We start from the raw sequence: 24,126 nt of genomic DNA, 5'->3' as shown, positions 1-24,126 counted from the left end.
AAGCTTGGAGTAGCTTAGGTGTTGTTGCCACTTCGAAGAGATAGCCTTGAAACGCAATTTTGAACGTGTTGTCGCTCTGCCATGCGCTTTAATTTAGTTACCCAGGTAAAGCGGTAACAGCCAGTAGTTGAGCTGTAAATAATCATTATAAAAATAATAAGCGAAGGGGTTGTTGGTGGGTAGCGAGGGAGAACAAAGAAAGTGCGAAGTCGTCGGTATCGGCGCTTCCGCCGGTGGGCTGCAAGCCTTACTGCCGGTTATTTTCGGATTGAAGCTGCGGGCCAGATACGCCTATGTTTTGGCCCATCATCTATCACCCGATAAACCCTGTTCCCTTATAGAACTATTGCAGAGCAAATGCCAGCTTGCCGTATCCTGGGCAGAGGATGGTATGGCACTGGCGCCAGATCACCTTTTTGTGTGTCCGCCGGGGCACAATATCGAGGTGGTCGATGACCGATTGATAGTATCTGAGTCTGAAGACGGGCAACCCATTGCACCATCGATTGATCGATTATTCCGCTCAATAGCCGAAACTCGCCAGGAAAAGGCCATCGTGGTCATTTTATCCGGCTCTGGACACGATGGCACCTTGGGAGCTGAGGCTGTGGCAGCTGCGGAGGGCTTGGTCATCCTGCAAAATCCGGCAGATGCCGTGCATAGCGCGATGCCCGAGTCAGTGATTAAATTAGGCCTGGCGGATCTGGTGGGTAGCTCGCAACAAATTGCCGAGTGGCTGAATCACACTGATGACATTGATTTCGTTATCAACGATGAAGTGATGGGCTCTGCCAATGCTTTTGCTGAACTAATCCGCTTGGTACACCATACGACGGGTTTGGATGTTAACAGTTACAAGGAAGGCACCTTGCGCAGACAGGCGTTCCGCCGGTTTCGCAGTCTGGAAATCGAGTCCTTGGAACGCTATGTCGACTACGTTAAAGAACACCCGGAAGAACTTAGCCGACTGCAACACCGCTTCATGGTGTCTGTGTCGTCGTTCTTTCGCGATGACACCGCCTTTGTGGTTTTGGAGGCAGCATTACGGACTTTAGTCATCGACAAAGCCGCCGGCGATTCGATCAGGGTTTGGGTGCCTGGCTGCGCAACCGGTGAAGAACCTTATTCTATTGCGATGCTCCTAGCCGAAATTTTGGGAGACAGGCTAAGTCTGTTCGAAGTAAGGGTGTTTGCTACCGACATTCGCGACGAGGCAATTGAGTTCGCGCGGGCCGGAGTCTATACATCCCGAGAAATGGCTGGTTTGAGTCCGGAGCGGCAGCAACGCTGGTTCAAGAATGAAGGCGGCGGCTGGCGGATTCAGCCGGTTGTTCGCGAGTTATGCATCTTTTCCACGCATAACATCATTCATCACCCGCCCTTCATCAATATGGATTTGGTGAGTTGCCGAAATTTGCTGATTTATTTCAAACCGGCGCAGCAAATGGACTTAATCAATGCCTTTCATTATGCGCTGAAGCCTGACGGCTTATTATTCCTGGGAAAATCAGAATCAGTTGGGCTTAATTCGCCCCTGTTTGAAGTATTGGATGGCAGCAATAAACTGTATCGCCGTCGTGCAGTGGATTCACGGCATGTGCTTCGTTATTCGCCCTTTAATGTGGCCTTGGAAGCCAACAGAACCAACACGAATATGGGAAATGTGAACTATCGGCAAGCGCTAACCGCGCTGGCCATTAACGCATTGATGAGGGATTACGCGCCAGCCGGCGTGTTGATCAATGATAATTTTGAACCGTTGCGCTTTTTTGGGAATGGTCGCCGCTTTTTTGGTTTGCCTGAAGAAAGTACCGATTTTTCAGTGTTTTCGCTGTGTCTGCCGGAGTTGCGAAACGAGCTGAAAGCGCTCTGCTTCAGGTTGATGCAAGAAAATCTAAACGTCGCCACGGGTGTTTCGCTCGATTTGTGTATCGATGGCGTCGCCTGCCGGGTCAGGCCGAAAGTGACCCGCATTGAGCAGACGCCGGGCAGTCATGAATTTGGCATCCTGATTACGTTTGCCGAGGATGTGCCCGTCCCGCTAGTCGAAAAAGCCCCCGGAACGGTTGAACAACCCGATGATGAAATTGCGGAAATTCGCCGAGAGTTGGTGGAGAGTCGAGAGCTCCTGCACAGCGTGATTAACCAACTCGAATCCGCCAATACCGAATTGCAAATACTGCGCGAGGAAGTGCAATGCTCCAGCGAGGAATTACAAGCGTCCAATGAGGAATTGCAGGCGTCGAATGAAGAATTAACCACCCTAAATGATGAACTGCGGGTTAAGTCACTGGAGTCAGCGCAACTCAATGCCACGCTGACGAGTATCCAAAATTCCCTGCGTAGTAGCTTGGTCCTGGTCGACAAAGAAGGCCATGTCACGCGCTACAATGCCTTCGCTACCCGCGTGTTCGGCTTAGTGCCGGACGATATTGGGCAATTTTTGTACGGGATTCCCTGTCATATTCCCATACCCAAGTTACGAGACTTCGTGAGAAACGTAGTAGCTAGTGGCGAGTCGGTGGTGGAGCAGATCCACCACGGCGATTTTCATTTTCTGATGCAGATCGATCCGTTCGAGAACGAGGTGGGCGACATTGCCGGCGCGGTGTTGAGCTTTTCCGATATTTCCGAGTTGTATTCCGCCGAAGAAGCCCAGAGAAATATTGAAGCCCGCTTTCGGCTGTTCATGGATAACAGTTCCGCTGCGGCTTGGATTAAAGACGATGAGGGGCGTTATGTTTATTTAAATAAAGTGTATGAACAGCGCTTTCGGGTAAAACTCCAGGACTGTCTGAATAAAACCGATTTTGAGGTGTGGCCGCAAAGCGTTGCTGAACAGTTACGCGCCAATGACTTGGTAGTCATGCAGACCGGGCAGGCGTTAGAAATAGATGAAACGATCATCGAAACAGACGGTAGCGAGCAAATTTGGCATAGCAGCAAGTTTAGCTTTTGCGATGTGGAAGGCCGGTGTTATGTCGCTGGGGTGGCGACAGAGGTGACGGCTCAGCGGCAAGCCGAGAGAGTATTACGCGAAAGTGAGCAACGCGTGCGTTTGGCCATGGACGCCGCCAGAGGCGGTTCGTGGGAATGGGAATTGGCGACTAACCGGAATTATTGGTCTGACGACCTATGGGCTTTGTACAACATTCCTTATGGCTCGGTCGAACCCTGTTATGCGTCTTGGCGGAAAACGGTGCATCCGGACGACATCGCGCGGGTAGAGGCCATCAACGCAGATGCGGTCGCGCGTTCGGCTGCGTTCGAAACTGAATGGCGGGTCGTGCTCCCTGAGGGGCAGGAGCCGCGCTGGCTAATGTGCCGAGGTCGCCCGCTATCGAATGACGATGGCAGCGTGATTAAATATATCGGTGTGGTGATCGATATTTCCGCGCGGAAGAGATCCGAAGAGCAATTGCGCAAAAATGCTCTGCTAGAGGAAGAGCTGAGCCATTTGCAGGGGCTTTTGGAATCGGCTTTTGCGGGCTATTGGGATTGGAACATTCCCAAAGGCAGCGAATATTTTAGTGATACCTTTAAAGCTATGTTGGGTTATGGGGATGACGAATTTCCAAATGTCCCGGAATCCTGGAAAAAATACATTTTTAGCGAGGATTTGCCCCGTGTTACCGAAAAGTTCGAGCGCCATGTAGCCAGTCATGGTGCAGAGCCTTATTACAACGAAGTGAGGTATAGACACAAGAACGGTTCCACGGTATGGGTGATTTGCGCCGGCCGGGTGGTGCAGTGGGCGGAAACCGGTGAGCCGCTTCGAATGGTGGGATGTCATATCGATATTACGCAGATGCACCAGCGCTTGGACGAACTGGTTGAAGCGAATCTGCGTGCCGATACCGCCAACCAGGCAAAAACTGCATTTCTGGCCAACATGAGTCACGAAATCCGCACCCCGCTCAATGCCATTGTCGGTCTCACCCATATTTTGTCCCGCAAAGTAACAGACCCGGAGCAAACGAGTTTTCTGAAGCAAATTGGCGACTCGGCGCAACATTTGCTTGGCGTGATCAGCGATATCCTCGATTTGTCCAAGATCGAGGCAGAAAAGTTGGTGTTGGAATCCGTGGAGTTCGATTTAATTGAAGTGGCGGCCAAGGTTCAGACGATTATGCACGAATTGGCTGAAAACAAAGGCCTGAGCTTAAGCGTGGATTGCTCAACTTTAAACTATCTATTGTGTGGAGACCCCACCCGCTTTAGCCAGGCGTTAATAAACTACATCAGCAACGCGATCAAGTTTACTGACAAAGGTTTTGTGCAGGTCCGGATTTTCCCGGTCAGCGAACAAGGCGATAAAGTGCTGTTGAGGGTGGAAGTGCGTGACAGCGGTCGCGGCATCCCGTCGGATATGATTCCAAAGTTGTTCTCCGCGTTTGAGCAAATCGATAATTCCATCACCCGCAAGCACGGCGGCACCGGCTTGGGCTTGGCAATTACCAAACGGCTCGCTCAATTAATGGGCGGCCAAGCCGATGCCACTAGCTCGGTGGGACATGGCAGTACCTTTTGGTTTACCGCTTGGTTAAGCAAGGGCAGCCATATAAGCGGCACCAGGCAATTGCTGGACAGCGGCGACGACACCGCAGAGCAGATTCTGCGTAGCCAATATGCCGGCACCCGTTTGTTGCTAGTAGAAGACGAACCGATCAATCAAGCGGTTGGCGTCATTCTGCTGGAAGCGGCCGGCTTTGAGGTCACGGTAGCGGATAATGGCGCGGACGCGCTGGCTCTGGCCAAACAACAGCCGTTTGCTTTGGTGATTATGGACATGCAGATGCCGGTGATGGATGGGCTTGAGGCTACCCGGCAAATCCGCTTGCTGGACGGCTGGCAAAATGTACCGATTATCGCGATGACCGCTAACGCTTTTGCTGAAGACCGTGAGTTGTGTTTGCAAGCGGGTATGAATGATTTTCTCTCCAAACCGTTTGATCCTGCCAGCCTTTGTGCTCGTTTGTTGTATTGGTTGGAGCACAGTGCGCGGGCTTGAATTGGAAGCTTTGCTGGTCGTTCTCGATGCGCATCATGGTGTTGTTGGTTTTTACTGTAAATTCCCATCAGGGGAATTGTAAGTTTCGGGTTGTCTCGAAGTGCGGAGCCGAATTGCTTAGAGTGTTATTAACCCGGCCCTTAAATTCCCTTACCTGGAATGACGTTGCCGTGATTCGAATTTCCATACTTGTAGCCGCTATTGCCATCCTTAGTGCCTGCACACCGCCGGATGAAAATCCGAAGACGCCATTGACACTGGAAGCGGCTGTTGCCGGTGAGTGGCGAGATCCCGCTAATGTCGCTCGCGACAAGTGGCGGCATCCTTTGCAAACGCTGGCGTTCTTCGGCGTCAAATCTCAGCAGACTGTGATCGAAATAACGCCGGGTTATGGCTGGTATGCCGAGATTCTGGCGCCTTTGCTCCGCGAAAGCGGCCATTACGTCGCCGCTGTGATAAACCCTGATAGCGCTGTCAAAGACAGCGCCAAAAACTATTATGCAAAGCAATTCAACGCGCTTGAACGCAAATTTCAGGCTTCGCCAGGGCTATACGGCAATCCGGAGATTCGGCTTTTTGATGAGGCTAAGCCGACCTTCGGCGCACCCGCGTCAGCGGATGTGGTATTGACGTTCCGCAATGTCCACAACTGGCGGGAAGCGGATAGCGTCGCATTGATGTTCAAGGGTTTTTTCGACGTGCTTAAACCCGGCGGCACGCTGGGACTGGTCGAACACAGGGCGAATGGCGACGTGGCGGACGACGATTTTTCAGGCTATATCGGCCAAAATCAACTGATTGCCTGGGCCGGTGCGGCCGGCTTTGTGTTGCAGGCATCCAGCGAGGTCAATGCCAACCCGTTGGACAGCAAAGATCACGAGGGCGGCGTGTGGAGTTTGCCGCCGGCATTCAGCCTTGGCAGCAAGGATAGGGATAAATACGCCGCAATCGGGGAAAGTGATCGCATGACCTTGCGGTTTATAAAGCCCGGAACGGCGCTCGGTGCCGTTCAATAGGCTTTGGAGTACCCGCGGCGAAATTAGCCGGCGGATGACGATAACATTGACTATCTCTAAAAGAAGGGATTTACTCAGTAACAAATTTTCTTTGTCAAAGGTACCGAATCGATGAACGAAATACTGATTGCCGTAGCGGTTGGAGAGGATGGAAGCATTGCGCCACATGCCGGCAGGGCATCGTGCTGGCTGGTCTATGTTGCCGGGAATGACGCGGAGGCGAGTCTGGCTTGGACGCTTGATCTAACCGAGATTGGCAGCCTGCATGAATGGCATGTGCGTGGCGACGGCAATCGGCATCCGCTGCATTATGTTGATGTAGCTATTGCCGGATCAGCGGGAGAAGGAGTGAAACGTAACCTGCTGGAGAGAAATACCGAACTGCATACCAGCAGCGAGACATCGCCTTTGAAAGCGGTGGCCGCCTATCTGGCTGGCGAACTTGTCGATGGCCTGCCGCATGAGGAAGCACATTGCCTAAAAACCAGCGATCAGTGAAACCGAACTTAAATAACTTAAATATCGTCTCTCCCGCTCAGGCGGGAGCCCAGTTGCCGGACTTGGTTCGCTGAGCGGTATGACTACTCCGGGGAGTTTAAGGGCCGTGCCGCTTACTAGCTCGGCGCAAACGTTTTACTACAAACTCAAAACTCCCAAACCACTTTGCCGTAAACGCCGCGTTGAACTTCGGCGGCTTGGGTGAAGGTTTCCTGGATGTATTCCAGATGTTGGTTGTCCAATAGATTTTGTCCGACCAGCGATAGCTCGACGGCCTGATTGAGTTTCCATGCCAGACGTAAATCCAGGGTGGTGTAAGACCTGATGTACGCCGGCCCTGACAGCGTAAAGGCGCTGGCATTGTCCACATAACGCAGCCAGGCATCCAGGGTAATGTCCTCGGTGGGATTCAGCAGCGCGCGTAATGAGGTTTTATGCTGCGGCGATATGGCTTCCTGATAATACTGATTGCTGGCCAGCTCGGTCTTTAAAACGCTATAGCTTAAATCCCAGCGCCACCAATCCAGCATCTTCCAGACCGCCGCCGTTTCCACCCCGTAGGTATGGCCTTTTCCGGCATTATCAACTATGAATGGCTGTTTTATAAAAAACGGTAGATTCGTGGTGTCGATGTTGCCGGCGGTATAGGAACGTAGGTTTTTATAGTCGTTGTAAAACAGTGACACATCCAGGGAAAAAGTATTGCTGGGAGTGTAGCGATAACCTGTTTCATACGCCAACACTTCTTCGGAACGAAAAGCGTTCGAACCGGTTACCGCCAAGGCGAGCGGCAAAGGCGTGCTGTTGGGGCTGGTAAGCGGAGGCACGACTTGGCCGATCAGTTCCATATGGGCATCCACCCGCGACGGAATGCGCACGCCGCGGGAGACCGCCGCCCACAGCCGGTGGTTGGGGTCCGGCCCCCAGAGCAGACGGGCCGTGGGTTGCACCTCTATGCCGGTGTAATCGTTATGCTCCAGTTTGGAACCCAGCGTGAGCCACAGTTGTTCGTCAACTAAGGTCAATTGGTCCTGTAAGAACGTACTGAAATAGCTCTCACCGCGTTGAGGAGGAGTAAAATTAACAATACTCTGCTTAACTTGGTTTTCTTTGGTATAGGTATATCGATAACCAGCCCCCCAGATTATGTCGTTCCAATCGTTCAGGGCAAAGCGGTGTTGAAAATCCACATCTCCGGTATAGCGCTCCTCTTCAATAAAACTTTCTCTGCGGTCGTAACTGTCAAAGTACAGTTGTAGGGCGTAATTGGAGGTGTCGGAAATGCGATGTTGCAGACGGCCAAGCAAATTACCGCCAGTGGCTTGAACCTGGTCGGAGATGGTTTCTCGATAGGGAGCCGTGAGCGACGCTAAACCGATTTGTTGGTTTAAATCGCTATGATACACATCGCCTTGCACGGTTGCGGAGTCGGCAGCCGACCAGTCTGAATCTATACGAAAACCGCCCTGCATTTTGCTCCAGGCGTCGCCGACAGCTTGGCCGGCTGGCCTGCTAAGGGCATCGCGTTCAAAGCCCTTGATATAAGCCCGGCCGCTGGTGTTCTCGTTCAGTTTGCCGCCGTAGCGGAATGCGCCAAACCCGCGTTCCTCGCTGCCACCGCCAGCCGCGAACAAGCCGCCTTGCGTATCCGCGGCATGTTTGGTGATGATGTTGATGACCCCATTCACAGCATTGGCGCCCCACAGCGCCGCACCGGAGCCGCGAATGACCTCGATGCGCTCCACGTCCTCCAGCATCACGTCTTGCATTTCCCAATACACGCCGGAGAACGCCGGCGTGTAGATATTTCTGCCGTCGATTAACACTAATAACTTATTGGAAAACCGGCCGTTAAAGCCGCGCGAACTGACCGCCCATTTGTTGGCGTCGATCCGGCCGACGTCAATACCGGGCGCCAGACGCAGTGCGTCCGGAATGTTGGTGGCGCCCGCGCGTTTGATGTCGTCGTTGCTGATGACAAATACCGCCGCCGCCGCATCCCCTAGCGCTTGGGCTTTCTTAGAAACGGATGTGATTTTTACCGATAGCAGTTCTTCTATATTTAACTCGGTTAAATCGGTATCGGCCGAGGCAATTTCCGTATGGATAGCCAAAGATAGCGCGCTTATCCAAACGGTGTAAAAGGTGTTTTTCATTCTGCTGCAAATGGGGGCAAGGCAAGAGACATGATATCTCTCGGTTAATTCTTCAGTTGCAAATGTAGCGCAGCATCGATTTATCACAAAGTTTTTGTAGCATTTAGGTCAGTCTATTGACTGATTGTGCTGCGGATTACGCAGATTCGGTGAATGGCGGGCGCGCTTTAAGGCTAAGGAATGGAGGAGGGTAAGTCGAGTGGCCGCTTGCCCGATTACGGCGGGACGAGCTTAAAGTTTTCAGCAGCGTTCTAGCTTAAGATGCTCAAGACCTTGATCTGAAGCAAGGTGTTATTAACCCGGCTGTTAAATAGCGTCGCTCCCGCGCAGGTGGGGCCCCAGTGGCCGGGCGCCAGGCGAAGTGCGTCGGGAATACGTCGCTCCCGCGCAGGTGGGGCCCCAGTGCCATACTGGATTCGCCACGCGGTAACGGCTCCCGATTTTGCGTGAATGACGACACTGTGAATACAAGGGCCGAGTTAATAATCAGGTAGGTTTCATACATCCGCCCACATCCGCAGCAGGTTGTGATAGCAGCCGGTCAGGTTGACGGTTGGGGCGCTGTCGCCCTGGGTGTTGCGCAATTGCAGGATAGCCATATCCATTTCAAACAGTAGGCGGCGGCGTTCGGTTTCGCGCACCATACTTTCCAGCCAGAAAAACGAGGCCAAGCGCGCGCCGCGCGTCACCGGTTCCACCCGGTGTAGGCTTGAGCCCGGATACAGCAACATATCGCCCGCTGCCAGTTTCACTGCATGTTCGCCGTAGGTGTCTTCGATGACCAACTCGCCGCCTTCGTAACTGTCCGGGTCGGCCAGAAAAAGGGTAGCCGACAAATCGGTGCGCACCCGTTGGCCGCTGATCTGACATTGGCGGATAGCATTATCGATATGGTTACCGAAAGTGTTCTGCTCTCCGGCGTAACGATTGAATAGCGGCGGGAAGATTTTTTTCGGCAGCGCCGCCGACAGGAATAGCGGATTGCGATTCAATGCGTCCAGCACGATGGCGCGGGCGGCATGACTTTGCTCGGTTTGCTCCGGTAATTGCCAATTGTTTTTCACTAGCGCGGACTGCGTGCCGGCGGTGATGCGGCCGTCCGCCCAAGGGGCATCGGCCAATAGCTCGCGGACTGTTTGCAGCTCGGCTTGGGAGAGGACTTCCGGAATTTCGATTAACATGGCTCTAATCCGCGATGGCTTGCATGGCAAAAAACACGGCCAAACTCATCGAACCCAGCCCCAAGCCAGCGGCTGCAATGCGATTGCCGTGCAACCGGGTCCATAGCAAAGTGCCGGTCAAACTCAGCAAAAGCAAGCCGCCGGCCAAAGTGTCAACCAGCAACACCCAGCCCACGCCCATGCCGGTGCCCTTGTGCAGATTGTTCAGCGTGTTCAACAAGTTTGCTTCGCCTTGCTTGACCGTGACAAAGGCGTTGCCTTCCCAGTAGTCGGCGGACAGCATCTTTTGCGGATTGCGGACGTTGATTTGCCAGGATGCCGGTTGCTGGACCGCTTGATTGTTCCAAGTCACGGTTTTACCGGGTTCCTTGCGGATTTTGGCGTGGGACGTATCTACACCTAAAGTTTGGCCCAGCCAGGCGGCCAGCTCTTTCGGGTCCGTGGGATGCGGGTCCGGCAATGCTAGTTGGATTTCTTTTTGTTCCATCCGGCCGATTGGGATTTTCAACACATCGCGGTGATTCATTAAAATGCCGGTAAAACCGAATAGCAAACCCAGTGCCGCGCCCCACAGCCCGAACCAGGCATGGGTGCGGCGCAGCCATTTCAGGAAGGCGCTGCGAGATAGGTTTTTCGGTAAAAACAGATAGCCGCCGTTGGTTTTCTTGGGCGGGCGGCTGGCTGGCGTCAGTAATGGGTCGGTAGCGGTATTCATGGGTTAATTTCCAAAACCTATGGCTAGTGGGTTGGCAAACGGTAATAGATTGGTTTTCCTTAAGTGGAGCCTGAGCTGCTGAACGGACGATCGATAAAGCCGGTCAATATCGTTCAACAACTCAGGCGCCCAGGGTTAATACTTAAAGCTCACCGTCAATTGCCCGGATATCGGCATGCCCGGCAAAGCCGAGTTGGTTTGGCCGGATTCGTAATAGACGGTATCGGTCAGATTGAATACGTTGAGTTGCACGTCATAATGCTTTTGGTGATAAGCCACCACCGCGTCCAGGCGGGCGTAACCCGGCAGTACGGCTTCGTTGACGCTGTCGGCATACCGGTGGCTGGCGTAATACACCCCGCCGCCGACTTCCCAGTTATCGGTTAAGTGGTAGGTGCTCCAGGCCACCCCGCTATGTTCAGGCACGTTGACGGCAGTCATGCCTTCAAAGGATTTCAGTAAGCCGCTGACCGAGCCGGTTGCCGTTGATGTGGATTTGTTGATTTTCGCGTCAAGATACGCATAGGTCAGCGATACGTCCCACTTCGGTAACACTTCGCCGGCCAGACCGGCCTCGAAGCCGTCGGTACTTTGCTCTCCGGCCAGGATTTGCAGGTTGGCATCGAGCGGCGAGGTGGTGCGGGCATTGGTTTTTTCCAGTCGGAACAAAGCGGCAGTGGCTGACAGTTTGCCATCCAATAATTCCCATTTACCGCCGATCTCGTAGTTGTGGTTTTGCTCAGGCGGCAGGTTGGCATTATTGGCCGATAAACTGAGGCTCTCGGCGGACGGATTAAATGATTTGCCGTAACTGAAATAATAGGACTGGGTCTTGCTGGGTTGCCAGACGATGCCGCCGCGCGGGCTCCACTGATCGACACTGCTGTTGAAATCGGCTGCGCCAATGCGGTCGGTCTGTTGCGCGTCGAACACGTCGTAACGGGTGCCGGCCAATAATTTCCATTCCGGACTGATCTCGAATTGATCCAACACATAGCCGGCGTAGGTTTGGGCTTGCGTCAGTCGATCAGTGGCCAGCGTGCCGCTGAAGTCGTACGCCAAGCCGGTGACGCTAGCGGTAAGACGCGGGTTGAATATCGACACGCGGCTGACGCCGGTCGAGTTTTTCGACTTGAAATCGTACTCTTCCCAGCCGAATTCGCTACCGAACATCAAGGTATTGTTAAAGCCGAACAAGGGTTTTTTGTAGACAAAATCGGTCTGGTTGTAGACGTTTTCCTGGGTATTCAGGCGCAAGGCTTGCGAACGGGCGATAGTGCCGGCATCGGCTCCGGTGTATGCCGCCGCGCCGGAATAAAGATGGGTCAGGTATTTACGTTCGTAATCGCCGTAACGGACGGTGTTTTTTACCGAAAAATCACTGTTGAAGCGATGGCTCAGCGCTACGGTGGCAACATTGACATCGGTATCCATCATTCGGTTATCGGTAAAGCCATAGAAGCTGTTGATCGGTACCCCGGCAGGCCGGCCTTGATACATAGGCACGCCGTAGTCGAACACACCTTCTTCCTGTTGATGCAGCAGGTTTAGGGTCAAATCGGTATCGGCGCTGATGTCCCATTTGAACGAGGGTGCAATCCCCCAGCGGTTGCTGACGTTATAGTCGCGGTAGGAATCGGCATCCTGATACATCACGTTCAACCTTGCCGACAGGTCTTGATACTTGGTCTCGGCATCGATGGCTGTGCGTTTGAAGTCATACAGACCGTAAGTAAAGCTACCGTTAATCCCCGTTCTGCCGGTCGGCTTTTTCGCAACTTGATTGATCACGCCACCGGTGGCACCACGGCCAAATAAAATCGACGAAGCGCCTTTCAGCACTTCGGCTTTTTCAATGAAAAAGGTATCGCGATTGTATTGGCCGTTGTCCTTGACGCCGTCCAAATATTGATCCGAACTGGCGGCGAAACCGCGCAGGGTAATCGAGTCGCCGGTACGGCCGCCTTCGCCGGCGGCGATAGTCAGGCCGCTGACATTGCGTAATGCATCGCGCAAATTGAAAGCGTTTTGCGATTCGATCAATTCTTTTTTCACCACGCTGACCGATTGCGGGATGTCACGTAACGCCATTTCAGTCTTGCTGCCGGTAGTGGAGGTCTCTGCTTTGAAGCGGGTGGTTTTATCGCGATTGGCTTTGACCTTGACGTCTTTTAGTACCACTTCCTGCTCTTCGTTGCCATTGGTTTCGACGGGCGGCTCGGCGGCAAACGCCACTCCGCTCAGCGCTGCGCCCAGCGGTAATAGGGCCCCAAGACGCCATTTAGCAGTGGAGGTTTTTTGGGTGGTCGAATGGTCTGCGGACATAGTATTCCCTTGATAAGCATTAATGACGTTGCTGGCTGCCTGGCGGGGAATGCTGGGTGGCTAAGATTTTCGGTGTACTGGCCGGCATATCGTTGGCCGGCAATCGATCTTTATTCGAGATGTACTGATTCCAAAACAGCTGGAAATTAGGCGACTCTCAAATAATAACGATTCTCATTTTAATTTTTTTGACGCCAATGTCAACTCCGGAGGTTGTTGCCAGTATGTTTCCAATACAGAAACGTCTGGGGCCGGGTGGGTATTGACTGGAATTTCGTCAATTACGATGCGCTGTTTTAGGGCATAGGTATTCATTGAACATGTCACGGCTTTTGCAAAGCAAAGTCTAGGTTTTGCCGATATAGCCGAAGAGAAGTAGCGCTTTACTTTTTAAATGAGAATAATTATCATTTAAATCAAATTCGATCCAGGATGTTTTATCGTGAACAAATTGTTGGCATTTTTTCAGGAACCTTCCGCCGTCAGGTTGGCGATTGCGCCGGAGGTGTTGGCAACGCTGGTTGAAAAAGGCGAATTGCATGCCACCGATTTTAGATGTCTGGATTTGAGATCGAAGGGCATAGTCTGGAAGATGTTCCTATTGCTGGCGATGTCGAAATTGGGTGGAAATCTGCATCACTCGGAGCGGCATTGAGTCGCCAGCACCGAATTTTTTATACAGCTTGAGCTGTTTTATGAAGGAGTAAAATGATGAGCAAGAAACCTTGTATCCACGAATGTCTGGCGGCTACCGAATTCAGTAAAGTCTTGATTTGCCGAGAATGCGGTGTTGTGCATTTACATGTGCAGAACATGTCCTTGCGCCTGGAAGTAAGCGATTTCCTGAGTTTTGCCGATACGATGGTGGAAGCCGCGCACCAGGCCAGAGCCGGTCAAAAAGACAAAAGCAAACGCGCCGGATTTACTGTTGTTAAATCCAGCACCAGACTTAATTAGCAAAACTGCACTAGCCGCAAAATCCCTCGGAGGTTTTTATGAAATACCATCCAGGCGCGATCATGATCGCCTTGATTTCTGCTACGTTGTCCTCGTATTTTGTGGCGGCAATTCTGTTTCCAGATACCGGCGCGAAAATAGTTGGGGGTTTTCAAGGCGAAGGCGCGGTGGTGATGTGGATAGCATTAGTAGCGGTAATGCTCGCCGTGGCTTTTTACGTTAAAACTAATAAAACGCTGATCGACCGTGTGCTTACCGGTCGGGCTAGTACTAAGGAAATCTCAGACTCTTTTTTGACTATCGGTTTTTTCAAGAAAAAGGACTGACGGAAGTCTTCGCATCCAGTAAGCAAACCGGCGACATTGCCAGTCGCCATAGTTGCTTAGGTAGATCATTGAGCGATCTCCGAACCGATTATCGCAGCCTGCAACTGCTTACCTGTTGACCCCTAAGCCCGCCAAGGCCGTCCGGCGTAATAGCACGAACCTTCAGGTGTTTGGACATTCCCTGTCGAACAAATGACTAATATTCGCGCTCAGCCGAGTATCGTGGGTGCGGGGCGTCGAAACCGTGCAACTAAACAAGCTCCGGGCTAAAGCAGGTGGTTGTTTAGTTGGCCTATGTCGCTATTTATCGCTAAAAAGGGCACGGGCGGAAAAATAGATTGGCAAAAATGTGTCGAGTCTAATTAGTCGGACCGCGGAATAGCCTTCAGAAACTACCAACCCTGCTTACACTGTATCTGCTCGCGTCCAGAGAGACGACTCTGTCGGCCATGCCTATGGTTTCCGGTCGATGGGCGATGGTTAAGCGGGTGATGCTTAACGAATTGATTGCCAAATTCACGTCCCGCTCTTTTTCGACATCCAAGTGGCTGGTTGCTTCGTCCAGGACCAGTACTGACGGTACTTTGTAGAGCGCCCGCGCAATGATGAGCCGTTGCTTTTGCCCGCCGGAGAAACTGCTGCCCATGTCGCCAACCTGGGATAGATAACGCATGGGTAGAACCTCGATTTCCTGGTCGATGCCGGCGAGATGAGCGCTTTGTTTCAGCAGCTCGAAATTGGTTTGTAAGTCGAATCCGGAAATGTTTTCCTGAAGGCTCCCGGAGAATAATTGGTCTTCCTGCAGCACCGCCCCCACCAGCCGGCGCCAATTTGCCAATCCGAATTGGCTTAAAGGCATGCCGTCGATTTCGATGACGCCCTCGGTCGGTTCGAGCAGACCCAAGCAGAGTTTGACCAAGGTGCTCTTTCCGCAACCGGACGCGCCGACGATGGCGATGTGTTCGCCGGGTCGGATGGACAGATGCAAATTGCGAAATACCCATGGCATATTCGCGCCGTAGCGAAAGCCCAAGTTTTTAAACTCGATCATGGGGCTGAAATTCTTTCTGTTGATGACTTTGTCCGCGGCGTAGCCGTCGGTAGGCTCTTTTTCCGCCAAGACAATATCCGCTAAACGCTCCACATGCAGGCTGACCATGCGCATGGACATCAGGTTGTCGATTAGTCGTTGCATCCGCGAGGTAAAATCGTCCTTGTAGGAAATAAACGCCATCAGCATGCCGACGGTCAGAGCGTTGTCCATGACCATGATCGCGCCGACCGCCAGCACGGCGATGGCTTCGGCGGCAAATACCGCGCTATAGCCAAGCGAAAATCCCAGTGACATTTTTTGCGCGCTAATGCGTTTATTGACGCCGGTCACGAACAAATTCAGCCAGCGCGCCCGGCGCTGCTCTTCCAAGCCCGCCAACTTTGTGGTGTGAACGGCCCGAATGCTTTCCAGGAAATGGCTTTGCGCCTTGGCTTCGAGCGCCAATGCTTCATCGGTTAATCGGTGGTAAATGCCATGGGGCAAAACGCGGATCAGCAGATAGGCCAATACGGCGGCGATGGCGAAAGCGCTCAACATGGGGCTGTACAACAACATCACCGCCAGGACAATTAAACCGAACCCGCCATCCAAGACCACTTCCACCAATTTGCCGGTCAGCGTTTGTTGAATAGCTTGCATCGATTGAAACCGGGACACGATATCGCCAGTGTGCCGCATTTCGAACCAATGCACGGGCAGCTTTAACAGATGGCCGATAATGCGACCGGCCCATTGCAGATTAAACTGCGTCGCCAGCACGATGGCCAGCCAGCTTCTGACGGCTTCCAGGACGATTTTAATCACGGCAATCAACGCATAAGCCAAGGCCAATATCAGCAGGAAGTCCCGGTCGCCGGACACAATCGCGCCGTCCACGATCCATTGCGCGACTATCGGCGTCAACAATGCGAATAGTTGCATGGCAACGGCCAATACCGCTATTTGCGTCAAGCTGCGTATCAGGCCTTCGATCTTGCCGACCAGTTTGGCGATGGGAATATGCGGCTTGGGCGTGATACGTTCGAACGCCGGCGAGGGCGTCAGCTCCAACGCCATCCCGGTAAACAGCTTGTTGACTTCGGCCGGAGAAAGCGCTCTTTCGCCCTTGGCCGGGTCATGGATAAGCACCTGCCCGCGGGTCACTTTTTTAAGCACCACAAAATGGCTCATTTGCCAATGCAAAATACAAGGGAGACTGAGTTGATCGAGTTCCGCCAATTCCAGGCGTAGCGGTCTGCATGAGAACCCGAGCGCCGCCCCGATACCGACTAAATCCATCAGAGTGGAGCCACGTAGTGAAACTGCGTATTTTGCGCGCAAGTCGCTCATGGTGTGTTCGGCGCCGTGGCAGGCGGCGACATAGCCCAAACAGGCCAAGCCGCATTCGGCCGCGGTGGTTTGCAAGTAAGACGAATAATGTGAGTAGTTACGGTATTTCATTGGTCGCGGGCTGCCCTTGGCAATATGGAATCGGCTAGTCAAGCGATTAGGGTTCGACCGGTTCACCGCGAACGGCTTCATTTGAGGCATTCGCCGTCGCACCGATTTCGGCATCGACAAAAACTTCCAGCAATGCGTCGGGATTGATGTGGCGCGCAATCGCTTCGTTCACCTGAGCTAGCGTCAAGGCTTCCACACGGGCATTGATTTCGGCGTAGTACTGCATATCGCGCCGCAAGCGCAATAACAGATTCAGCTTAGCAAACAGCTTGTCATGATCGAGCTTGCTCAGGTCATTGCGACGCCGCCAGTTATCTTTTGCGCTGTTGAGTTCGGCCTCCGTGAGGCCGTTTTTAACCAGCAGCGCCAATTCCTCATGCACGGCTTTTGAGAGCTGTTGCCGCATGGACGGCGCATAGGTGGCGCTGACGGTGACAGTGGCTCGCGGTTCGAAGGCGGATGCGCTCATCTTGCTGGCCACGCCGTACGAAATGCCCTCTTGTTGACGCAGGCGGCGACCGAGGCGGGATTGCAGCGCATCCTCGCCCAACGCGAAATTCACCAACGCTAGTGCCAGCGCGTCGGCTTCGTCTGCTTGCAATGGCCGTCTGAGCTGAGCCGTGTAAATGCCGTGCGAGCCCTCGGACATGGCAATGAAATGCTGGCCGGGGCCTAATGCAGCGTAGGGCAGGGGCGGTCGCTGATATGCCTGCTTGCTGTGCCACGGCTCCAACAGGCTCTCCAACTGCTGACGCGTCGCTTTCGCATCAAACTCTCCGGACAGCATAAACTCCCCATTCGCGCCGAAATAATCGGCATGGAAGGCTTTTACATCGTTCAATTCAATGTTTTCCAATGCAGCAAGCGCTTCCGCCTTGCTGGGCTCGCGACGGATATCGCCGATAGGGTAATGGCTAGTGACTACCGTCACGGCTTCTTCCGCGACGACTTGCGGTTTTGTGCCCTGACTTTGGTAGGCGACTTGCAATTGATTCCTGACTTCCTTGAATCCCTGTTCCGGTAACGCCGGATTTCGAAGAACATCGATCAGCATTCCAAGAAATTCCTGCAACGATTTAGCGGGCAGATCGAAACGAATCGCCAAGCGGTCATCAACTGGCGTCATCGACAAGTGGGCATCCAAACCAACCAAGCGATCAAACAATTTCTGCCGATCTAAAGTGTTTGAGCCGTGAGCCAACAGGCTACCGGTCAAATCAGCCAAAATACGTTTGCCGAACATACTGTCCGCCGCGCCCATACGCAGATTCCACTGTCCTTGCACGCGACCGATCGGTATAGGTTTGGGCCAGAGGGCAACCGCCAGCGACTCGTTAATGCTAAAGCGCTCGATTTGCGTATCAAGAGCCGTCGCCGTCGCATCGTTAACCGCTGGGCTCGCGGTTTCCGGCAGGTGCGCCGGCACGGACGCGGCGGATGGTTCGCCGGTTGTTGCGTGCGATACCACGGATTCCTTTTCCGCCATGAAGCTTGCCGCATGTCGATTGCTCATCAGTTGGGCAACCGGGATACTTTGCTGGAAAATCGCTTTGGCCGTTTGCTGAATCTCCGGCAAAGACATTTCTTGGGCCGCGTCGATGCTCTCGAACCACAGCCGCCAGTCGCCGATGGATGCAAATTCAGCCAATCGGTAGCCAAAGGCAGCGGCTACCGATTGCACGTATAAAGCTTCGTTGCGTATTAAGTTTTTGGTACGTTCCAGTTCTTTTTCCGAGAACTCGGTATCGCCCAGCGACTGCACTTGGCCTGCTAAGGTGTTCTGGAGTTGTTCCAACGCTTCGTTATCGGCTGTCAGCGGGAGCGCAGTTACTTCGAATGCACCCCCATTGCGTAATAGCAACGGTATTGCCGAGACAGAGGCCGCCTGTCCGGCGCTGACCAGCGACTCATGTAAACGACTGGCCGGAGAACCGGCTAGCAACCCGCTCAATAAGCCCATTGCCGCAACATGCTTGGCATCGAACGAATGCCGTAACGGATAAAATAATGAGACGGAAGCACCATCGCCGTCGCCGCGAAAACTCCGCTGCGAGTCGCTACTCTCCACTCGGGACGCCGCCTGGAATGTGGGTGGCGGCCCGATTTTGGGAGATTTAATCCCACCAAAATGAGTTTCCAGTTGCTTCCAGGTTGCGGCAACGTCAAATCGACCGGTAATGATCAACAGCGCATTGTCGGGGCGATAGTGTGCTCGATAAAAAGCCCGGACATCGTCGATTGCGATACTGCGTAATTCAGCTTCGTTACCTATCGGCGGACGTACATAGGGGGCAAAGCGAGTGACAACCGGCAGTATTTGTTGCGCTAATTTTTGCTGATGATTGCTATCGCCAAGCTCCTTTTCTCGCAATACCACGGGCAATTCTCTGGCAATATCCGCTTCCGTAATCGTCAGTTTATGCATGCGCAAAGCCTCTTGTTCCAGCAGCCAGTTCAAAGTCGGCTGGTCGCTTGAAAAGGCCGTGTGGTAGATAGTGCGGTCGAAATTGGTATTGCCGTTATAGGCAATGTTGCGGCGCGCCATCTCGCTAACCAGCGCATGATTGCCCGGCGTCGTGGGCGCGCTAAACAGCAAATGCTCCAGCAAATGTGCGAGGCCCGACTTTCCTTCGGGATCGGCGAGCGAACCGCTGAAATACACCAGCGTCACCGCCGTCCGCTCGGCCTTACTATTGGGAACCAACAAGGCCCGGAAGCCGTTCTCGAATTGCCGCTCGATCGCGCCGTATTTCTCGGCGGCGGCGCTGTTTGTTTTATTTTCCGTAGCGTGCCCGGTACCAACGTTGACGAGAGTTAGTATTAAACATGCTATTAAGGTCGAGCTGGTACGATTCATGGGCAAGACTCCTTTCTTTGGTTGAATAAGTCGAAGTTAATTAAATTATGAGCCGTAATAACTAAATTTAGAGAGATACAGACAGACAAATAAATACACTCGTCATATTTTAAATATCATGCGGATGGATATTGATAAGCCAATCCGACTAACGAGGTTAAACTAATATCCGCATAGAAGGCCTATCTAAATGGCATTTTTGATGGCAAAAATATACGATAAATAAAAGCGATGATGCTCAGTAATAAAAATATCCCCGAGAATAGAGCTATATTGTCATTCAGCGCTTTGTCTTGTGTAACTAAATCTGAAGCCGCGCCGGCACAAATAAATCCTGTCATCAAGTAAGTTGTTGTGTCCTGTCGATAAACGAATTCGGCGGTGCATTTTTCCGAGAATAGCCTTTTGATTTGATTTTTATTTATTAAAATTAAAAAAACCCGGAAAGCAATATAAAAAAGAAGGCGATAAATAAGGCAATCGCTTCTGCGCCATGGAGATGTGAAGCAATATCCGCAGTAGCTTTTGGAAATACGAATGTTAATACAGCAAGTGTCAATAATAGGGCGAAAGCCTAGGTAACTGAAATTAAAAATTGGTAAATTTTCATAATAAGGTTATGTAGAAAAAATTAATATATAACCGATAAAAAAAATTCTTTGGCAAGCCATTTTCAGTTTTTATCAACTTTTTAATATAAACCATGCAATTATACAAATAGCTATCGAATTCAAAAAATGAAGTAAAAACTGAAATCTTGTCATAGCATCCTTGTCTTTACGTAATTGACTTTTAATCACCATTTCAAGAGAGATAACAGAGACCATTACGGCGAAAAATAAACTAATAAAAAGATAAATCATTGCACCATCCTCAATAAATACTCGGCAAAGTAACCCACCAAAAATTATTAACCGTCGCCATCTTCACCATGTAATTCTCGCTGAATTTGTGCAAATATGGCCCCATCATTGAGCATAGCGTCCGCCAGAAGAAAAGATCCCACTCCAACGCCTACAACACCGACAGCAACACCTAAGACACTACTAACCGCAGCAGCTTGTGTCGCTGTATAGACACTCCCAGTGGCTACAACAGTTCCGCCTTGAATTTGATCGCCTACTGATATACCTCCGCCGACAACAGACATTTCACGAATTGTTAATTCACGCATTTCTATATCCTTGTATTTTAATTAATATGTATATTGGTTTTTACCGACCACCGATTCTCAATGCCTTTGTTGTTGATTCACGATAAAAATTTAATTGTAAAGTGAGTGAAGGCGTTTATATATATAATTGATAGGCTGATCCAAAGTACTCTCCTTCTTATTATTTCTGAGCTAGGTTTAATAAATTTTGATTTTCCTATAATGGTTGTAATCATCACAAGGATAACGCCGAAAACTAATAAATAAGTCTGTGTCTCGTTCATATCGCAATAATGTAATGTTAAGTTGATAAATGTGGGAGTGAATGATTATTAGCTTCCATCGCCATCTTCCCCGCCACCGCTACTCAAAGCACCGCCTTCAACTAAGCCATCTCCTATGGCAAACCCACCTAAGATTACGGCTGCCGCCCCGGCCGCAACTACTACAGCGCCCACTTCAGGTGCAGCTGCAACTAGTGCGATGCCGGTTCCTACAAATGCTAAACCACCGCTGACTTCATCCCAGTCAACCCCTCCGCTGACAATCTCCATTTCCGTAATGGTTAATTCACGCATATATTTATCTCCTTGAATAAAAAAGTTATAGAGTTAATTTTTAACGAATTATCTAAAATAACTCTATAAGGTCTAATGTCGATAATATTTTCAACAATTGACTCTCCTTGTCGGATAATTGCTTAGCATTTTTATTGGCCTGCAAGTTATCGGCTGAACTGATGCCGGCAAGAAAGTCGGCGCTCTCGGCGTCGAGATTTATCTTGAAGCCGTTAGCTAATAAGGTCTTCTGATCGTTAGATATTGGTAGGAACGAGTTTATTCGAATTTTATTGCGGAGAAGGGCGGTGTTATCCGATATACCAGTCGGAGACAAACTGCCAATATTAAATCGCGATTTAACTCGTTGTTGCTCCGTAACGGCACTGTAAAAGTTATTTAGATTTTCCGGTTCGGCTAGCGCGCTTTGTAATATAGGGGTAAAACTTTCAATGAGGTCCGTAGTATTTAGATAAGGGTTGAAAGAACCCCGGCTTTCAACGAGATCCGGTAATTTCTTGCCGCATAACCAAAGCAGATAATCCAATAATTTAGGCGGAAACGTGCCTATGGCGATATGAAACGTCTCGTCGCCTTCAATGGGAAGGGCTTCGTGCCACCAGCCTCTTGGGATATAAAGCATATCGCCGGCTTCCAGAACCGTGTCCAGTACCGGTTCGGAGGGACATTCGGCTTTGTGATTCAAGCTTGTTTGATGAGGTAACGGCAGTTCGAGCGTGGGCTGGTAAATCAGCCATCTTTTGCGTCCAATCAATTGCAAGGCGAACACGTCGTGGGTATCCCAATGTTTGCCAAACGAACCGTCGCCGCCGAAAGCCGCATAGGCATTGGCGTTGGTCTTTTCGCCGACAAATTGCGCGACATCCATGCAATAGTCGTTAATTTCCGGGAGATAGAGCTGTAGTTTGTTTAATACCAAGGTCGCACCGTCCGTTAAGTATCGGTATAAAACGTCTTTGACGATTCGCGTGCGTTGTTCGCCCAGTTCCCAATAGGGCTCGGTATAACGGCCCGGATCGACCGGTCCGTCTTTAAATAACTTAATCTGCGTATTGGTGTTTTCCATGGCGTAAAGCGCGTGGTCGATATGCTTCCAGCTCAAACAGTTTTCGGAAAGCGCCTGGCGCTTCAGCCACCACTGATTTTGATAATGCGTGTCGAAAAATTGTGTTTTATCGATGCCGAAACGAATCAATGACATAGTGGTCCCTAGTTATATTTGGTTAAGCCGTAAAGCGGTTCGATAATCCATTCGATTAAGCGCCGCGTATCTTGTTCGATGTCCGCTTCCACGATCATGCCGGATACCAGTCGTTTCGACTCGCCGTACACCAAGGCAAACTGCGAATCGAGTTTTACTGTGACGCGGTAATAATCGTCGGGCGGGGAATTGGCGAATAAATTCGGTAGCGTCTTCGATGAAACCGGATTTTTCGAGACGGTTGCGACCGTTCCGGAATACTGGCCGAACTTTTGATAGGGGTAGGCTTGGTAACGCAAACGTACTTTCTGGCCGGATTCGACAAAGCCGATGCCGCGCGTGGTCACGTACAATTGCGCGGTCAGTTCCGCGCCGTTGCCAAGCAAGGTGGCTAAAACCTCTTTATCCGGAATTTGACCGGGATGAGCGTTAATGCCGGTGACAATGCCGTCTACCGGGGCGACGATAGCCAAGTGATTTTGAATGTGGGCTTCCTGGATTTTTTGGCGGAGTACGCTTAAGTCCTGATCGATATTGGCGATGCTGATTTGGGTTTTTTCCGGCGCGATGCGTTTTTCGTCTTCCAGCTCGAGTTTTTTCCGCGCTAATTCGTCGTAATCCCGTTTTAGATCCGATGCCTGGGTACGTAATAGCGCCAGGTTATCCAGCTCCTCATCCAATTTGTCTTTTGCAATAAAGCCGGATGTTGCCAAGCCGCGGTGTTTATTTAGCCGCTGCTCCGCCAAAGTCAATCTGTCGTGATGCTGGTTTATTTGCTGTTTGGCATCGGAAATCGATACTTGTATCGCGGCCAATTGCCTGGATAGCGCTGAATTGTTTTTGTCCAGTAGGGTGCTTAATTGCCGCTTTTCTCTGAGATTCGCTTCTTCTTCCGCGCGCAGCGCCGCTTCAAGCTGATCGGCGAATCGGCTGCCGCTTGCGTCGGACTGGCTGGTGAATGAAGAAAGATGGCGTTCGTCTCTTAACGTAAATAGCGTGTCTCCCGCCTGAACCGTTTGGCCTTCTTCAACATGAACGGCCGAGATAAGCCCAGGCGAGGGTGTGGCGATAACGATAGCACCGCCGTTCGGAACCAGCATACCGGTGGCGTTGGTTCGTTTGGTATAGGACGCAAGGCTGATAAACAGGACGGCGATTGCGACAAGAGATAACACAATCCCGAATACCAGCCACGACGACCAAGATCTCGCCAGCAGGATGTCGCCTTCCAAGCGCCCGACCTGAGCCGCCATGGCTTCGGCGCGATACAGATTCGTCGAGAACATGCGTTCCGCCTATCGGGTTTCGATGTTTGACAGCGACGCGTTTCGTTGGGCTGCTAAGACTAATGCCGAGCTAAAAATTAGCGGTTTGATGAGATTTGCGGTTTCAGGCTGCCTAAAACCGTTATCTGACACGGCGAAACAGCTTGAATTGAGAATGTAGCGGGTGGAATATGATTTTGACATAAGGTCTCCTGGATGAATTGATTAGCACCGTGAAGGCTGGCTAGTCAGGAGACATGGCTGGCGTCAAGCCTTCTGCACGAAGGCTGAGTGGACTTTAAAAAAAACACTGCTTTTTATCAACTCAATTTCAACGGTAGGTCGGCAAAAATCATGGATTAGTCTGTGCACGGTAGATACTCTGTTCAAAGT

Annotated in this window: 16 protein-coding genes; 6 read left to right on the top strand and 10 right to left on the bottom strand. The window is 51.5% G+C overall.

Going from position 1 to position 24,126, the window contains the following annotated elements:
- Nucleotides 1-175 precede the first annotated feature (175 nt).
- From A1332_RS04130 to A1332_RS04120, 3 genes are all read left to right on the top strand, one after another.
- Entirely contained in the window at nt 176-5,011 is a 4,836-nt protein-coding gene (locus tag A1332_RS04130; protein WP_197491390.1) for a CheR family methyltransferase, read from the top strand.
- Between the two features lie 122 nt (nt 5,012-5,133).
- Complete coding sequence (locus tag A1332_RS04125; protein ID WP_064007295.1) at nt 5,134-6,027, top strand: class I SAM-dependent methyltransferase; 894 nt, start codon at nt 5,134-5,136, stop codon at nt 6,025-6,027.
- A 111-nt stretch (nt 6,028-6,138) separates the two neighbouring features.
- On the top strand, nt 6,139-6,525 hold the full coding sequence (locus A1332_RS04120; RefSeq protein ID WP_064007294.1) for a NifB/NifX family molybdenum-iron cluster-binding protein: 387 nt from the start codon (nt 6,139-6,141) through the stop codon (nt 6,523-6,525).
- Between the two features lie 146 nt (nt 6,526-6,671).
- Here the strand turns inward: A1332_RS04120 and A1332_RS04115 are convergent, their stop codons facing one another.
- The 4 genes from A1332_RS04115 to A1332_RS04100 all read right to left on the bottom strand — a co-directional run bounded on the left by A1332_RS04115 (nt 6,672) and on the right by A1332_RS04100 (nt 12,902).
- Entirely contained in the window at nt 6,672-8,681 is a 2,010-nt protein-coding gene (locus tag A1332_RS04115) for a TonB-dependent receptor plug domain-containing protein (RefSeq protein ID WP_064007293.1), read from the bottom strand.
- 497 nt (nt 8,682-9,178) lie between these two features.
- Nucleotides 9,179-9,862, bottom strand: coding sequence for a Fe2+-dependent dioxygenase (locus A1332_RS04110; protein WP_064007292.1), 684 nt, complete (start codon nt 9,860-9,862; stop codon nt 9,179-9,181).
- Between the two features lie 4 nt (nt 9,863-9,866).
- Nucleotides 9,867-10,577, bottom strand: coding sequence for a PepSY-associated TM helix domain-containing protein (locus A1332_RS04105; RefSeq protein ID WP_064007291.1), 711 nt, complete (start codon nt 10,575-10,577; stop codon nt 9,867-9,869).
- A 135-nt stretch (nt 10,578-10,712) separates the two neighbouring features.
- Entirely contained in the window at nt 10,713-12,902 is a 2,190-nt protein-coding gene (locus tag A1332_RS04100) for a TonB-dependent receptor (protein ID WP_064007290.1), read from the bottom strand.
- Between the two features lie 442 nt (nt 12,903-13,344).
- Between A1332_RS04100 and A1332_RS04095 the strand changes: the two genes are divergently transcribed.
- From A1332_RS04095 to A1332_RS04085, 3 genes are read left to right on the top strand one after another with little or no spacing between them, the layout of a single operon-like run.
- Nucleotides 13,345-13,557: a hypothetical protein gene (locus A1332_RS04095; RefSeq protein WP_064007289.1), complete on the top strand. Its 213-nt coding sequence runs from the start codon at nt 13,345-13,347 to the stop codon at nt 13,555-13,557.
- Nucleotides 13,558-13,613: 56 nt separating this feature from the next.
- Nucleotides 13,614-13,859 (top strand): hypothetical protein, encoded by a 246-nt coding sequence (locus A1332_RS04090; RefSeq protein WP_064007288.1) that lies wholly within the window; start codon nt 13,614-13,616, stop codon nt 13,857-13,859.
- A 38-nt stretch (nt 13,860-13,897) separates the two neighbouring features.
- Nucleotides 13,898-14,185, top strand: coding sequence for a hypothetical protein (locus A1332_RS04085; protein WP_064007287.1), 288 nt, complete (start codon nt 13,898-13,900; stop codon nt 14,183-14,185).
- A 385-nt stretch (nt 14,186-14,570) separates the two neighbouring features.
- Here A1332_RS04085 and A1332_RS04080 read toward each other — a convergent pair whose 3' ends face one another.
- From A1332_RS04080 to A1332_RS04050, 6 genes are all read right to left on the bottom strand, one after another.
- Nucleotides 14,571-16,679 carry a peptidase domain-containing ABC transporter gene (locus tag A1332_RS04080; protein ID WP_082879525.1) on the bottom strand — a complete coding sequence of 703 codons (2,109 nt, stop codon included), beginning with the start codon at nt 16,677-16,679 and terminating at the stop codon, nt 14,571-14,573.
- Nucleotides 16,680-16,725: 46 nt separating this feature from the next.
- Nucleotides 16,726-19,536: a M16 family metallopeptidase gene (locus tag A1332_RS04075; protein ID WP_064007286.1), complete on the bottom strand. Its 2,811-nt coding sequence runs from the start codon at nt 19,534-19,536 to the stop codon at nt 16,726-16,728.
- 910 nt (nt 19,537-20,446) lie between these two features.
- Nucleotides 20,447-20,710: a hypothetical protein gene (locus tag A1332_RS04065; RefSeq protein WP_064007284.1), complete on the bottom strand. Its 264-nt coding sequence runs from the start codon at nt 20,708-20,710 to the stop codon at nt 20,447-20,449.
- A 311-nt stretch (nt 20,711-21,021) separates the two neighbouring features.
- Nucleotides 21,022-21,267 (bottom strand): hypothetical protein, encoded by a 246-nt coding sequence (locus A1332_RS04060; protein WP_064007283.1) that lies wholly within the window; start codon nt 21,265-21,267, stop codon nt 21,022-21,024.
- A 52-nt stretch (nt 21,268-21,319) separates the two neighbouring features.
- A complete protein-coding gene (locus A1332_RS04055; RefSeq protein WP_064007282.1) occupies nt 21,320-22,468 on the bottom strand; it encodes a cupin domain-containing protein in 1,149 nt (382 codons plus the stop codon).
- A gap of 8 nt (nt 22,469-22,476) precedes the next feature.
- Entirely contained in the window at nt 22,477-23,754 is a 1,278-nt protein-coding gene (locus A1332_RS04050; RefSeq protein ID WP_064007281.1) for an HlyD family secretion protein, read from the bottom strand.
- Nucleotides 23,755-24,126: the final 372 nt, after the last annotated feature.

The organism is Methylomonas methanica (genome assembly GCF_001644035.1).
GTDB classification, from domain to species: domain Bacteria; phylum Pseudomonadota; class Gammaproteobacteria; order Methylococcales; family Methylomonadaceae; genus Methylomonas; species Methylomonas methanica_A.
This window is presented reverse-complemented; position numbering and strand designations above follow the sequence as displayed.